This window comes from Parazoarcus communis SWub3 = DSM 12120 (assembly GCF_003226565.1).
Classification (GTDB): Bacteria; Pseudomonadota; Gammaproteobacteria; order Burkholderiales; family Rhodocyclaceae; genus Parazoarcus; species Parazoarcus communis.
In genome coordinates, this window is record NZ_QKOE01000024.1 from 1 (window position 1) to 14,402 (window position 14,402).

At 63.4% G+C, this 14,402-nt stretch carries 14 protein-coding genes; 1 reads left to right on the forward strand and 13 read right to left on the reverse strand.

Annotated features, from left to right (window positions below):
* The 13 genes from DNK49_RS24165 to DNK49_RS20460 form a co-directional block, all read right to left on the reverse strand.
* The coding region (locus tag DNK49_RS24165) for an ankyrin repeat domain-containing protein (RefSeq protein ID WP_207807059.1) at positions 1 to 518 on the reverse strand (518 nt) is incomplete at its 3' end.
* Positions 457 to 1,878 (reverse strand): Tle-like phospholipase domain-containing protein, encoded by a 1,422-nt coding sequence (locus DNK49_RS24170; RefSeq protein WP_110529165.1) that lies wholly within the window; start codon positions 1,876 to 1,878, stop codon positions 457 to 459. The genes DNK49_RS24170 and DNK49_RS24165, both read right to left, overlap by 62 nt.
* Before the next feature lie 7 nt (positions 1,879 to 1,885).
* On the reverse strand, positions 1,886 to 2,491 hold the full coding sequence (locus tag DNK49_RS20410; protein WP_110529167.1) for a hypothetical protein: 606 nt from the start codon (positions 2,489 to 2,491) through the stop codon (positions 1,886 to 1,888).
* Entirely contained in the window at positions 2,488 to 2,964 is a 477-nt protein-coding gene (locus tag DNK49_RS20415) for a hypothetical protein (RefSeq protein WP_110529170.1), read from the reverse strand. Before DNK49_RS20415 ends, DNK49_RS20410 begins: the two co-directional genes overlap by 4 nt.
* Before the next feature lie 61 nt (positions 2,965 to 3,025).
* Positions 3,026 to 5,461: a type VI secretion system Vgr family protein gene (locus tag DNK49_RS20420; protein WP_110529173.1), complete on the reverse strand. Its 2,436-nt coding sequence runs from the start codon at positions 5,459 to 5,461 to the stop codon at positions 3,026 to 3,028.
* A 135-nt stretch (positions 5,462 to 5,596) separates the two neighbouring features.
* Positions 5,597 to 5,851 carry a hypothetical protein gene (locus tag DNK49_RS20425; RefSeq protein ID WP_110529177.1) on the reverse strand — a complete coding sequence of 85 codons (255 nt, stop codon included), beginning with the start codon at positions 5,849 to 5,851 and terminating at the stop codon, positions 5,597 to 5,599.
* A gap of 291 nt (positions 5,852 to 6,142) precedes the next feature.
* Positions 6,143 to 6,928: a coniferyl-alcohol dehydrogenase gene (locus tag DNK49_RS20430; protein WP_110529181.1), complete on the reverse strand. Its 786-nt coding sequence runs from the start codon at positions 6,926 to 6,928 to the stop codon at positions 6,143 to 6,145.
* Positions 6,929 to 7,066: 138 nt separating this feature from the next.
* Complete coding sequence (locus tag DNK49_RS20435; RefSeq protein WP_110529185.1) at positions 7,067 to 8,518, reverse strand: aldehyde dehydrogenase; 1,452 nt, start codon at positions 8,516 to 8,518, stop codon at positions 7,067 to 7,069.
* A 19-nt stretch (positions 8,519 to 8,537) separates the two neighbouring features.
* The gene (locus DNK49_RS20440) at positions 8,538 to 9,257 is read right to left on the reverse strand and encodes an ABC transporter ATP-binding protein (RefSeq protein WP_110529188.1); all 720 of its coding nucleotides are present in this window, start codon (positions 9,255 to 9,257) and stop codon (positions 8,538 to 8,540) included.
* Complete coding sequence (locus DNK49_RS20445; protein ID WP_110529191.1) at positions 9,250 to 9,984, reverse strand: ABC transporter ATP-binding protein; 735 nt, start codon at positions 9,982 to 9,984, stop codon at positions 9,250 to 9,252. The genes DNK49_RS20440 and DNK49_RS20445 overlap by 8 nt, the downstream gene beginning before the upstream one ends.
* Positions 9,981 to 10,952 carry a branched-chain amino acid ABC transporter permease gene (locus DNK49_RS20450; protein ID WP_110529194.1) on the reverse strand — a complete coding sequence of 324 codons (972 nt, stop codon included), beginning with the start codon at positions 10,950 to 10,952 and terminating at the stop codon, positions 9,981 to 9,983. Before DNK49_RS20450 ends, DNK49_RS20445 begins: the two co-directional genes overlap by 4 nt.
* A complete protein-coding gene (locus DNK49_RS20455) occupies positions 10,949 to 11,821 on the reverse strand; it encodes a branched-chain amino acid ABC transporter permease (protein ID WP_110529197.1) in 873 nt (290 codons plus the stop codon). Before DNK49_RS20455 ends, DNK49_RS20450 begins: the two co-directional genes overlap by 4 nt.
* Before the next feature lie 90 nt (positions 11,822 to 11,911).
* Complete coding sequence (locus DNK49_RS20460; protein WP_110529200.1) at positions 11,912 to 13,132, reverse strand: amino acid ABC transporter substrate-binding protein; 1,221 nt, start codon at positions 13,130 to 13,132, stop codon at positions 11,912 to 11,914.
* 347 nt (positions 13,133 to 13,479) lie between these two features.
* Between DNK49_RS20460 and DNK49_RS25045 the strand changes: the two genes are divergently transcribed.
* Complete coding sequence (locus DNK49_RS25045) at positions 13,480 to 14,397, forward strand: AraC family transcriptional regulator (protein ID WP_120719294.1); 918 nt, start codon at positions 13,480 to 13,482, stop codon at positions 14,395 to 14,397.
* The last annotated feature ends 5 nt before the right edge of the window (positions 14,398 to 14,402 follow it).

Here is a 14,402-nt window from a genome sequence, read left to right on the forward strand (position 1 = left end):
CCGTCACCGCGCCCCAGGTCCATGGTTTCGAAGAAGATGGGATCGACCAGCCCGAACAGGTTGGGATTGGCGCCGAAGTCGAAGAGCAAGGTGGCCAGTTTGAGGTTGCCCAGATTGACCGCGTAGTGCAGGGGTGAGTCGTTTGCGAGTGGATTACGGTAGCCGTCTCCCTTGGGAGCACGGTAGTTGGGGTTGGCGCCATGCTTCAGTAGCCATGTCGTGCTATCGATGTTTTGCGCCCATACAGCCAGCATGAGTGGCGTGACGTAGTACTTGACGCCGGGTTTATCAATCAGGCTTTGCACTTCCTGTAGATTCAAGGTGTCCAGATGTCCTTCCAGTGCGGAGAGGACGACGGCACGGTGACTTGATTCAGGAAACTCCAACTGCAAATCGAGCTTGAAAGCGCCTAGGTGCATGACGTTCATGTCTTTATCCTTGTCCCACGGTTTGGCTTCACAGGCAGCGAGCAGGCTGCAGGCGAGCAGGGTCAGTAGCAGGCGGATGAGGCGGTTCACTGCGCGCTCCCGATGGGGGCAGCCGGCTACCGGGCCGTCCGCCAGCCAGTTCCTGATCGATTGCAGCCAAGGCATTGGCCTTGCGTGCCTCGATGGCGTCGATGAGTTCGCGCATGGAGTGGGTGTCAGCCGATTGCGGTGGGAATTCGAATACGGTGTCGCCGACGGCGCGGGCGAGCCGCCCAGCCTTGTCGCCTTTGAGTAGTTGCTGTACCCAGTCGACCAGGCGCAGCTTGACATTGTCTCCGCCCGCATCAAGCGGGCCGCTGACGTAGTCGAAGTGAGTGCGGTAGCGGGTGCCCAGCGGGCCACCATGTTCGATGGTGCGTTCGCCCTCGCTGAAGCGATAGGGGGTCATCGGGGACAGTGTGGCCGGGTTGAAGGAGACGAAGGCGCGGTTGGCGATGATCCCGGCCGCGCTGGCCTGGCCGCCACCCTTGCTATGGCCGGTGAAAACGACCGAGTCGGCACGATCACCCGACTTGCGTATTGCTGCCGCCAGCCTCATCGTCGCATCGTACTGTTCGGTCTGTTCCCCGATGCCTTGTGGCAGATTGGTCAGCACCATGTCTTTATGCAGCTTGCTCTCGGGGTCGTTCAGGGCCCCCTCGATTTCGGTGCCGCGGTAGGCGATGATGGTCTCGCCGGTCAGTTCGTCGTAGTAGGGGGCTGCGTAGTAGTTGCTCTTGTCGTTCTCCCACAGCCTATCGTCGTTCAGGACCTCCTCCGGCAGTATCCCCAGATCGCGGAATTCCTCCTTGCGCAGGTTGAGCATCGCTTCCGGCGCGGAGTGTTCGGCATCTTTCAGCCCGGCGTTGCCACCGCTGAAGCGCGGATCATTGGTGTCTGCCGGTTTCTGATACTCCGCCTGACTGGCTTCGGCCCGGCGGACGTCTCGGTTGAGCCGTTCCAGTTCGTCGGCGGCATCTCCGAGGGCGTCGTAGCGCGCCTTGTTCATCGGCAGGCCGGTGCGTCGCGTCCACTCGGCAGGGCTCTCGCCGGGACGGCGTTCGGCTTCGGCGATCAGATCGCGAGCGGCCTCGATCCGGATCTCGCGTTCGGCCAGTCGGCGGGCCTTGGCGTCCAGGTGGGGGCAACAGCGGTGGACCGTGGAGCCTTCCAGGATGCGACAGCCACAGGTGGCGACGGTGGCGTATTGCATGGCTACCGGTTGTTTGTCGATCTTGAAGAAAAAGCAGCCGTTCTTGAGCGTCGTGTTCTTGTGACCCTTTTTGGTGCACCGGTACGGGTCGGCCACCGTGGCGGTGTGGCGATTGTCGGATAGATTGGTGTGGCTGCGGCGCTGCGTCTCGATGACGCCTCTTGGTCCCTTGTCGCCGTTGCGGGCTACGTGTGGCATGGGGCTTCTAGTCCTCGGTGGTGTCTTGCCGGGTTTGCCTGCGTGCTCCGCGCAGGCTTTGAGCCTGCTTGAAGCCATAAGCATGGGCGCAGTCGAGCAGGCTCTCGGAAACCTCGAGGGCATACAGCGCGGCGATCTCTGGGCCAGCGGAATGCGTCATGCGGGCCAGTTCGATCCAGTGGGAGACGATCTGTCCAATCTGCGGCTTGTGTGCCGAGATCTGCTCATCTGTGGCCAGCAGCACGTTACGCTGCGTCCAGCGCGATAGAACCTCGACGCCGATCGACAGTGTCTCGACTTGCCACCATGCCCTACGCTGCGTGCTTGACCCGTCAACATGGCGAAATACTGTGCTGCCTAGCCACATGTCGAGTGCGGAGAGTGCGGCGCTGTCGGCGGGCAGGTCGCCGGCATCGAGCATCAGCCGCGCAAACAGCAGAGCCTCGACGATGTGCCGCTCCGGCGGCTCAAGACCATGTGCAGCGACGGGCAGTAGTTGGGAGACCAGGAGGGTGAAACGTGCTGCGTGTACATGGTCTGGGCTGGGCCGCAAACATGCATAGTTGCCCACCCAATCGGGCAAAGGGGATAGTTGGGCGGCATCCAGGGTCAAGGCGTGACCTGCGAGTCGTCGGCTTCATGGGCAGCGGAGTGGGGTATGCGCAGCCACAACTCGATGCGCGCAATCGCGGGCGCGTCTCCCCTTATCAGCGCATCGCCAATGGTGTTGGCCCCGACTTCATCAGTCAGCGCCTGGACAATGAAATCGGATGGCAGGTGGCAGATTCGGGGCGTATCGAGAAAAGGCCTTGCCAGCACGTGTATGAGCGCGGCTTCGATGGACTGCAAAGGCGCGCTTGCAAGCGTCGCTTGACGCCAGGCGGGGTGCTTTCGTTTATCGATTTCTGCCAGGACGATGTCGCGCTGACGTGGGGCACTCGCGTGCATCAGCCAATGGGAGCCGCCATAGCGGGGGACGAGCGCGATGATGAAAGGCGCAATTGCTGCCGGCACGGATAGATTCTGAAGCCAAGGCAACCATTCGTCGAGCGCAACGTATTCGGTGGGGCGGCGGGGGTTTGACATGGGGTTACCGTGCGGATTTGTGTGGGCGGGATTTCAATTGGGACGGAATGGTCATCGTGGTCTAGAGATCCTTGATCAGATGCTGTTCCAGCTTGTTCGCATCGGCGTTGCCGAGCGTGGGACTACCCAGGCCGAGCAGGCTCGAGGCGTTGCCGAGGACGCCGGCTAGGTCGCCACTTGAGACTGCGCTGGCGATGCCGGCCACCTGTCTGGCGATGCCCAAGACCGAGCCGATGTCACTCGACGCCAAGCCGGATAACAGCGAACCGCCGCTGCCCGCTACGGCATGGGTGGGTGGAGCTGTGCTGATGGCACCTTCGGCGTGCACGATGTCCTGACCTTCGAGTTGCACCAGCGTACCCACGATCTTGATCATTCCAGTACTATCCATCGAGATCATCGACTTGCCGCAGGTGATCTGGATGCGTTCTCCTGCATTGATGTTGAACTCGCGTCCAGCCTGGATCTGTTTGGTGACGCCGACCTCCTCCATGGAGAAGCCCATCACTGCGGTGTTCATTGCACCGGACACGTTGATCGAGTAGAGCGCACCGACATTGGTCATCTTGAGCAGGCCGACCGAGTCGGTGGCTTTCAGTCCTATGGTCGTGGTGTCGTTTCGTGCGATTTTCGTACTGCGTGAGGTACCGACCTTGAGCGTATCGGAGCGCCCGACCGATACAGATCGCACGCTACCGACCGATTCCCGTTGCTGGCCACCGATCGAACGCGTTTCATTGACGCCGATGGCTACGCTTCGGTTGGCAGCAATGCTGAGGGTTTCATTGGCACCCACCGATTCGGTGCGATTCAGCCCGATGGCGATGGTTTCGTTGAGTGAGACTGCCTCGGTCCGGTTCATCAGTACGGTGAGGGTTTCGTTGCCGTCCACAGTTTCGGTTCGGTGGCGCTTGACGTAGGTGGTCTCGTCGCGATCGATGGTTTTGCATCTGTCTTGGCCGACCCAGTGAGTTTCATTGAGTTCGACTTCAATATCGTGGTTGCGCTCGGCGTGGAGCCAGACCTGTTCTGCGCCTTTGAGGTCTTCGAAGCGTAGTGCGTTGGCGTTGGCGGCGCTGCCGCCCTTGCTCGAACGGGTGAGGATGCCCGATTGGGTCTTGTTCTCGGGCAGATCCCAGGGTGGCATCTGGGCGGCGTTATAGACGCGCCCGGTGATGATGGGGCGATCGGGATCGCCGTGCTCGAAGTCGACGATCACCTCCTGACCAATGCGAGGGATGTGGATGGCGCCGAAGTTGGCGCCGGCGCTGGCATGGGCGACGCGGATCCAGCAGGTGTCGGTGCCGTCTTTCTTGCCATAGCGGTCCCAGTGGAAGTGGACCTTCACCCGGCCGTAACGGTCGGTGAATATCTCCTCGCCAGCAGGCCCGACCACAACGGCGGTCTGAGGGCCGCGTGTGCGCGGCTTGGGGGTGACCAGCGGGGGGCGGAATGGGCGGTTGGCGGGCATTGCCTCAATCCGGATGCGAAAGCGGCTGGCAGTGCTGGCCTGGCTGGCTTCGTAGGCATTGTCGGCGATGTCGTAGCGGGCGGCGGTGGTGAGAAGCTCGCGGTTTAGATCCGCACGTGGATGTTCGGTGAGGGTGAAGTAGTAGCCAGGGGCGGCGCCGCGAACTCGGCCCTCAAGGTGGACGATCTCCTGCTTGCACTGTAGGCGCTCAAGGGCGTTGGCTGCGTAGTGATCGCCGTCTGAGGGTTCGGTGTAGTTGCCAGGGTAGGCGAAGTGTTGATACTGGTCGAACAGGTGGCCGCGCGGGTCGTTGGAGCAGGTGGTGAGATTGGTGACGGGCTTGGTGAAGTCGTAGTCGGTGTGCTCGAAGCGGCCTGGTTCGACTTGTCGGGTCAGGCGCCAGGTGTCGAAATGGTCTTCCTCTGCGCGGGCTTCGCCAGGTGGGTAAAAGGGCACCAATGCGTAGCCGGGAAAGTTCGGGTGGCAGGTGAAGTGGTCGGCCAGCACCAAGGTTTCGCCTCTAGCATCATGTTCGAACCAGAACAGGATGCCTTCGTGTTCCAGTTGGCGGCAGATGAAGTCGAGGTCGGTGTCGCCGTGCTGGGTGAGGTACTCCCAGGTCTTGTACTTGAGCTTGAGACGTTGGTCGTAGCGGATGCCGTGCTGTATGAGTACCTGGCGAACGATGTCGGGGACGGTCTGGTTCTGCCAGATGCGAAAGTCGGTGCGGCGAGAGGCGTGCCATAGGCGTGGGGCGAGAGTGGCTTCGTACACCCAGTGGCGCCCGTCACGGCCGGCGGCCGAGAAGTTGATCATCTGGCCTGACAGGTAGCGCTTGCCACCGCGGTCGGCTTCGAGTTCGACTGCACAGAGTTCGCCAATCATGGCTTGGCAGTCGATGTCGGGGACGTCGGACTTAAAGCGCAGTGCAAAGTAATAGAGCGTGGACAACGCCTCGCGCCCGACCAGGCTTACGGCCCACAGTGCATCGCCCAGCGGGGTGTGGGTGATCAGGAGGCGGTTCATGAAGATGGGTAGGCTGACTTGAGATTGGAAAATGATATTAGAATTTAATTAATATGTCGATGTTATATTTTGAGCAGTCCAAGGAAAATGTGTTCTCCCTCGCCCTCGAAGAAGTGCCCTCGCGATCTCCAGGCCTCATGAAAGCAGGTGTTCCATCGGTGGCACGCCTACCATGCGTGTGAAGCGCTCGAAGAACGAAGAGCGGGAAAGGGTTGCGATCTTCGCCAGTTGCCCCACGGTCCGAGCGCGATTAATGTGTTTGTGCGGTTGTTTCAGGGTACGCGCCTCTCGCTGGTCACCCAGTCCCCACAGAAACTCTGGAGGCATGCTTCCGGCTGTTGCCGAGCGCATCGCTTCGACGAATAACAACTCCAGCAGCCGGGAACGCATGAACTCATGCAGCGAAAAAACGGACGGCTATGGAGCGCTTTTCCTGTGGATGCAGTCGATCAGCCCCAAGCCCGAGCATCTCCTGGGCAAGTTGGTCTTGCCGATTGTTACTCCGGCTCCACAATTCTGTGCCCTGAGCGTGGTGGAAGGCCGTGTGAGCTGCGGCAGGCTCAGATCAAACGGGAACACGCCATTCAAGGGCCGGGTTAATAATGCTTGAGCTGCAGGCTCGGGGCGCTCCATGCCGTGGAATGATGGGCAGCTGATTGCGGGCTGGCTCCTCCTATCCGATCAACTCAACCCGTTCAGATTGGCAAGCACATGCGAATGCATGCCGCCGTCGCAGGCGATGTTGGTGCCACGTAGCCAGCCGCTGTCGTCCGAGCACAGGAAGGCGACCAAGGGCGCGATGTCGGTGGGGCGGCCGGGACGGTCCATGACGCGCATGTCCTCTTCTGCACGGGCCCCCAGTGTCTGCAGAAAGTCGCCGAGGATGGGGGTGTCCACCGGGCCGGGGCTGACGCAGTTCATGCGGATGCCACGCTCGCGCCAGGTCCAGCGTTGTTGCAGCGTCCATGCGATCAGCACTTCCTTGCTGAAGAAGTAGCTGCGGGCGTCGTCGATGCCATGGGTGTCGCACAAGGCTTCGACGGCGTCGAAGTCGCGTAGTGCAAGCATGGACTTGATCGCCGGAATGGCGTCCGGCCAGCCCAGACCGGCGAGTGAGGCCAGGTTGACGATGGCGGCGCCGTCGTTCATCTGCGGAATCAGTGCTTCGGTCAATTCACGCAGGCCAAGGAAATTGACCCGCAACACCGGAACACGGCCGCGTGTCGGCGGCAGGCCGGCGATATTGCACAGTGCGTCGATGCCATTGCCGATTTCGCGGGCGGCGATCGCGATGGATCCCGGCTCACCAAGATCGGCAGCGATGTGGCGCGCCACCAGTCCGGGGGCAGGTGGGTTGCGATCCACGCCGATCACGGTCGCGCCTTCGGCGCTCAGCAGGCGTGCGGTTTCGGCGCCGATGCCGGATGCCGCACCGGTGACGACGATGTTCTTTCCCTTCAGGTTCATCGGATTCTCCTGATGATGTGGTTGTGCGCCCGCAACTGTCGGTCGGTCGCGGGCAGCAAGGTGATGAGGGGCTTGCATCGCCAGGGACGTCCGGCCTTGTGCCGTCAGTTCCGTCCCTGACAACTGGCTGGTGCGGGATCAGATCGGGTAGTGCGGCGGTTCGGTCTGCATCGTGATCCAGCGCAACTCGGTGAATTCGGCAATTGCCGCCTTGCCGCCGAAGCGGCCGTAGCCACTGGCCTTGACGCCGCCAAAGGGCATTTGCGCTTCATCATGTACAGTGGGGCCGTTGATGTGGCAGATACCGGATTCGATCCGGCGGGCGACATCGAGCGCGCGGGTCAGGTCGCGGCTGAACACCGCTGCGGAGAGGCCGTACTCGGTGTCGTTGGCCAGCGAAACGGCTTCGTCTACGCCGCTGCAGCGCACCACCGCCGCCACAGGGCCGAAGGACTCCTCGCCGTAGAGACGCATCGACGGCGTGACATGGTCAACCACGGTGGCCTGCATGATGGTGCCCTCGGCGGTGCCGCCGACAGCCAGCGTCGCGCCCTTGGAGAGGGCGTCCTGCACCAGGGCCTGCACGCGGTTGACGGCTTCCTGGCCGATCATCGAGCCCAGTACGCAGCCGGCGGCGCCGGGCAGGCCTGCCTTCAGGGTGGCCGCCTTGGCGGCGAGGCGGGTGACGAAGTCGTCAGCAATGCTGCGATCGACGATGATGCGTTCGGTCGACATGCAGATCTGGCCCTGATTCATGAAGGCGCCAAAGGCCGCAGCCTTCACCGCTTCATCGATGTCGGCATCGTCCAGGACCACCAGCGGGGCTTTGCCGCCCAGTTCCAGCAGGCAGGGCTTCAGGTGGCGTGCGCTTTCTTCGGCGATCAGCCGGCCGACGCGGGTCGAACCGGTGAAGTTCACCCGTCGCACCGCAGAATGGGCGATCAGTGCATTGACCACGGCGCCGGCATCGGCCGGGGCATTGAGCACCACATTGATTGCGCCGGCCGGCAGACCGGCTTCGCACAGCACTTCACCGATCAGGCGGTGAGTCTTGGGGCATAGTTCAGAGCCTTTCAGCACCACGGTGTTGCCGCAGGCCAGCGGCATCGCCACCGCGCGTACGCCGAGGATGACCGGTGCATTCCAGGGGGCGATGCCGAGCACCACGCCGGCAGGCTGGCGCAAGCCCATGGCGAAGGAGCCGGGTTTGTCCGAGGGAATGACTTCGCCGTTGATCTGGGTCGTCATTGCGGCGGCTTCACGCAGCATGTTGGCACCGAGGTGGCAGTTGAAGCCTGCCCACACGTCGGAGGCCCCGGTTTCCGCACGCATCGCTGCGATGAAATCCGGTGTGCGCGCCGCGAGCAGGTCGGCTGCCTTGTTGAGCACGCTGCGGCGGGCGCCTGGCGCCATTGCCGACCACAGCGGAAAGGCGGCTGCTGCTGCGGCGGCGGCGGCGCGGGCGTCATCCACGCTGGCGGCGGCCGAGCGGGTGGAGACTTCGCCGGTAATCGGGTTCAGGCGGTCGAAGGTGGCGTCACCGTGGGCGGCGACGTCCTTGTTGTTGATCAGAAGCGGGGTAATGAACATCGGTTTTCTCCTCTCGTTGTCAGTGTGCCGACGCCGCGCCCAGATAGGCCCGGCGTACGTTCTCGTCGTCACGCAGTGCGGCGGCCGTGCCCTGGCCGACGATGCGTCCGTTCTCCAGCAGGTAGCCGCGATCGGCCATCTCCAGGCTGCGGCGGGCGTTCTGCTCCACCAGCAGGATGCCCACGCCGGTGTCGCGTACCTTTTCCAGTGCGTCGAACAATTCGCCGCATACCAGCGGTGAGAGCCCCAGGGAGGGCTCATCCAGCATCAGGATGTCGGGGGCGGACATCAGCGCACGGCCGATGGCAACCATCTGTTGCTCACCACCGCTCATCGTGCGCACCATCTGTCCGCGCCGTTCGGCAAGCTTGGGGAACAGCGCCAGCACCTGCGCCAGACGGCGTGCTTCGTCGCCGCGGGCGCGCTGGGCGTAGGCCCCCATCGCCAGGTTCTCGGCCACCGTCAGTTCGCCGAACACGCCACGGCCTTCAGGCACCAGGGCCAGCCCGGCCTCCACTACCTTGTGCGGGGGCAAGCCGTCGAGGCGATGGTCATCGAGTGTCACCGTGCTGCCGTGGACGGCAGCCTGAAGACCGGCAACCGTTTTAAGCAGCGTGCTCTTGCCGGCGCCGTTGGCACCCAGGATGACCACGATCTCGCCTTTGGCAACGTCGAGCGCCACCTTGTCGAGCGCCTGATGGCGACCGTAATGCACTGCGATATCACGGATCTCAAGCATGATCGTCTCCCAGGTAGGCGCGGATCACGTCGGGATTGGCCAGCACTTCGGCCGGTGTTCCCTCAGCCAGCTTGGACCCGGCGCTCATCACCACGCAGCGGTCGCACAGCGAGCGGATCGCATCCATCACATGCTCGACCATCAGCACGGTGCGGCCTTCGGCCTGCAGGCTGCGGATCAGTTCGATGCCGGTTTGCAACTCGGTCGGGTTGAGCCCGGCCAGCCATTCGTCGAGCAGCAGGATGCGTGGGTCGGCGGCGAGCGCGCGCGCCAACTCGATGCGCTTCTGGTCGATGTAGGTCATCTCTGCCGGGTGCAGATGCTCCCGTCCGCCCAGCCCGACACGTTCCAGCACGCTGCGGGCGACGGCACGGGCGGCGCCCGGTGACACCTGGTCCGGCCCGAACACTGCACCCACCATGACATTCTCCAGTGCAGACAGCGAGGGCAGGACCCGCACCAGCTGAAAGGTGCGGGCAACGCCGGTGGCCGCGATGCGATGGGGCGGGAGCCCGGTCAGCCGTCGGCCTTCCAGCGTGACGCTGCCCTGGGTGGGGCGCAGTGCACCGGAGATCAGGTTCATCAGCGTCGTTTTGCCCGAACCGTTGGGGCCGAGCAGGCCGACCACCTCGCCAGCCTGGATGTCGAAGGAAATCTGATTGACCGCGACCAGCCCACCAAAGACCTTGGTCAGCCCGGCAATCGACAATAGCAGGTGATTGCTCATCGCGCGGTCTCCCCAAGGGTGGCTGGCGACCGGGCGGCGTGGGTCTCCCGGTGTGTGCGGCGCAGGCGCAGTTGTTCGATGCGGCCGGCAACGCCTTGTGGCAGGAAATACACGATCAGCAGGAAGGCGGTGCCCAGCAGCAGATGAGTGTGGTTGGGGAAGTGGCCGGAAATCAGCTCATAGAGCACGGTAAAGGGGATGACACCCACCAGCGGTCCCCACAGTCGGCGCGAGCCGCCGAGCAAGGCCATGATTACGACCTGGAAGGAGATCATCGAATTGAACGCGATCGAGGGCTCGATATAGGTCCACCGTGGTGCGAGCACCGCACCGACGACGGCGATGAAGGCACCGCTGATGCAGAACAGCAGCAGCTTGACCCGTGCGGTGTTGATGCCGGAATGTGCAGCAACGGTCTCGTCGTCGCCGATCACCCTCAGCGCCAGACCAAGCCGCGAGCGGTTGATTGCCCAGCCGGCCAGGAACACCAGACCACACAGCGCCAGCAACTGCCAGTAGATCTGCGCCGAGCTGATGTCGACGAACACGTACTGGCCGACGGCGCCTCCGATGTTGGTCTGGTACCAGGTCACCAGCTGACGGATCAACTCCGCCAGACCGAAGGTGAAGATCACGAAGTGCACGCCGGTCAGGCGTAGCGTGGCCATGCCTGCGAGCAGCGCCAGCAGCGCGCCGCAGACCGCGGCCACCACCAGCACCACAGGCCAGGGCGCGGTCTCGCCCAGGTTGACCACCACGTAGGCGCCCGTGCCAAAAAAAGCGGCGGTCGCCAACGAAACATAGCTGGTGGGGCCGGAGAACAGGGCCCAGGCAGTAGACATTGCCACATAGCCGGCGAGCGAGATGCCCAGGGTCAGCCAGAAGCCCTCGTCGGCCAGCGGCAGGCAGGCGAGTCCGGCAAGCAACAGGCCGCTTGCGGCCATGATCAGGACTTCGCGGGTGTTCATGCGGTGCGCCTCCCCATGATGCCCTGCGGGCGGAACAGCAGGATGAGGACGAACAGGCCATAGGTGGCCGCCAGCGTCAGTCCGGGATCCACCAGGGTGGCGACGGTGGTTTCGGCCAGTGCCAGCAACAGGGCTGCAATCACTGCGCCACGTGGGTCGCCGACCCCGCCCATGATGACGATGATCAGCGCTTTCGTCGTAAACACCACGCCCATCGATGCGTTGAAGGTCAGGAACATGCTCAGCAGGGCGCCGCCGCAGGCGGTCAATGCGCCGCCGATGGCAAAGGCCAGTGCCGAGGTGCGTGCGACGTCGATCGCGACCAGGCCGGCGGCGACCGGGTCGACCGATACCGCGCGCACTGCGGTGCCGGTTCGGGTGCGGTTCAGTCCCAGATAGAGCGCCAGCGCGACAGCTGCGGCAACTGCAAAGGCAACGATGCGGTTCAGCGCAAAGGTGTGACCGAACAGCTCGACTGGTTCGGAGAAGTAGGAGTACGAGTAGTAGTTGCCGCCGAACAAGGCGAGCATGACGCCCTGCAGGATGAACAGCAGGCCGAAGGTCGCGAGGATGCTGTCGACCTCGAGCATGCCGCGATTCTTCGCCCGGCGTACCAGCGGGGTCAGCAGGTGGCGATAGATCAGCCAGTTCAGCACGAAGGCGGCCGGGGTGATGACCAGCAAACCCCACAGCGGGCCGACCTGCGCCTGGGTCTGTAGCCAGAAGGCGGCGAAGGCGGCACCGACCAGGGTTTCACCGATCGACAGGTTCATGATGCGGGCGACGCCATATTGCAGCGTCAGCCCCATTGCCATCAGGGCGTAAGCGCCCCCCAGCAGGAGGCTGGTAAACAGGATGAGGAACAGCATGGGGTTCTCCAGGGCCGCGGCGGGCAGCCCCCAGGGATTTGGACAAGAACCGGCGTGTGCCGCATGGGTACGCGCCGGTGGGCGTCTGACTTACTGCCAGGCCGGTTTCATTACCGGCTCGACCGCACCCTGCTTGTCGTGCGGCGCCACTGCACGGAACACACCCCCTTGCCACTGTCCCACGGCCCACGGCTGTTCGCGGATGTTGTTGCGGAACTTGAAGTCACCGAGCACGGTGTCGAAGCGGCCGGTCTGCAACTCCTTGATCACCGCCTTGCGGTCGAGCGAGCCCACCCGTTCGATTGCCTGAGTCAGGATCTCCAGGCTGGCATAGGTGACCGAACTGGCCCACCCGTCCGGTTCCTTGCCGTTGAGTGCCTTGTGCGCCTCGATGTAGGCCTGCATGCGGGGCGTGCTCGGATCCCAGCCGCCGGTGCCCATCACGCCTTCCACAGTGGCGGCACCGAAGCGGTCGCGGTAGTCCGGAAAGGGGGTGCCGACGCCGGTGTGGAAGACCTTGGGATTGAAGCCGGCAATGCGCGCCTGCTCGGTCAGGCCGAAGGTGTCCGGCGGGTAGCTGAAGGCAAGAAAGACGTCCGGGTTCAGTGCCTTGACTTCGTTGATGATGGGCGACAGGTCCTGCGTCCCCAGGGGGTAGGACTTGTCATAGACGACCTTGAAGCCGGCGTCCTTCAACGCTTTGCGCGCGCCGTTGGCCATGTCCAGCCCAAAGCCGTCCGCGACGAAGGACATGGCGACCGTGTCGCCGATCTTGCCGTCGGACTGCAGCTTCTTGAGCATCCGGACCTGGTCGGTGGTCATTTCGGTACCGCCGCCCAGCATCCAGAAGCTGTTGGGCCAGCGCTTGCCCAGTTCAGGACCACGGTCGGTGACCGAGTTGACCGCGAGTTGCGGATAGCCGTACTTGGCGAACACCGGTGCGGCCGCCAGGTTGGCGCCGGTGGCGTAGGGGGCGATGATGAAGTCGGCCTTGTCCTGCGTGGCCAGGCGCTCGACGGCCTTGACCGTATCTTCGTTGTTGGTCCGGTCGTCGTACTCGATCAGCTCGACCGGTACGCGCTTGCCGATCGAGCTGAGCATGATGCCACCTGCCTTGTTGGTCTGATCCACCCACAGGCGGACGTTGGGCCACTGCGTCATTGCTGCGCCGCCGGCAAGTGGGCCGGTCTTGGGGGCGACGGCGCCGATGCGGATGGATTTGATCTCCTGCGCAAGCGCGTTGCCGGCGATGGCAAGGGGCAGCAGGGTGGCGGTGGCGAGCGCAGCCGCCCTCAGAAAGCGAGTCTTCATGTCTTCCTCCGTTATTGGTTTGCCGGGTGGGCCCGGCCGGCACATCGGGGTCTTGCCGCATGGGCAGGCCTGCCGTGTTCCTGTGCTGAACTTTAGGGTGGGCTGGAGGGTGAGCCAATGCAAAAAATTGGGTATTGATGAAACTATTTTGGGTTTTACGTCTGAATGTATCTGTTCGTCGTGGTCGGGTGTAGTGCGCCGTCTGCTTGAAGTCGAATGAGAAATCCTGTTCGTTCGGCCTGCGTCAGGGCTTCTGCTGCGCGATTCAGGGATGGCGGCTTTTTGGTGAAAAGATATCTAATATTGGTGGTGACGATCTTTTGCCCCTTTCTTTCCGGGACGCCTTCATGCCGCACACCGCCACACTTTCCTATCGGTCGGGGATCGATGCCCATATCCGGATCCAGCGTCTGGAGAGTGCGCTGCAGCGCCGCCGTTACCCCTTGCTGGCCGATACCCGCGAGCGCGAACGGGTGATCGTGTTGCTACAGGCTGGGCAGGGCGAGATGGGGGGCGATGGTGATCCGGTCACGCTGTCAGCGCCGGCGCTGGCCTGCCTGCCGGTGGGGGCGGGGCATTTCCTGCGGCTGGAGGCGGGGGCATCGGGCTGGGTGCTGGGGCTGTCGGAAACCCTGGCCCGTGACGCCGCCGGGCAAGGGGCTGAGTCGATTCACCTGCGTTATCTGCTTGATCGGGTAACGGTGGTCGGTCACATCGCGGCGGAAGGGACGCTGGCCGAACTGGAGCATGCCTTCCGTGCCATCGAGCGTGAGTTGCAGCGAGACGAGCGCGGTTCATGGCAGTTTCTGGGGGCGCATGTCGCGATCACGCTGGTACATCTGCTGCGGCTTTCCGGTATGGAAGATGTCGCCCAACGGGGGCAGAGCGTACAGGCCACCGTGTTGTTGCGCTTTCGTCATCTGGTCGAACGCCATTTCCGCGACCACTGGCGGGTGGCTGACTATGCCAAGGCCTTGAGCGTGTCACATGATCGGCTGCACGATATGTGCACCCGGGCACTTGGGCGTACGCCGCTTGAGCTGGTTCACGAGCGCCTGGTGCACGAGGCGGCGCTCAGACTGGTGCGTTCCGGGCTGTCGATCGAGCAGGTGGCGGCGGATCTCGGTTTCCGCAGCACCACCCACTTCAGCCGTTTTTTCCGCGTGCGCAGCGGCCTGAGTCCCGCACGTTACCGGGCCAATGCGCACGCAAGCCCCGCCGCGCTGCAGGTGGCGAGCACCCGCAGCTATGCCGATTGGCCCTGAACGCC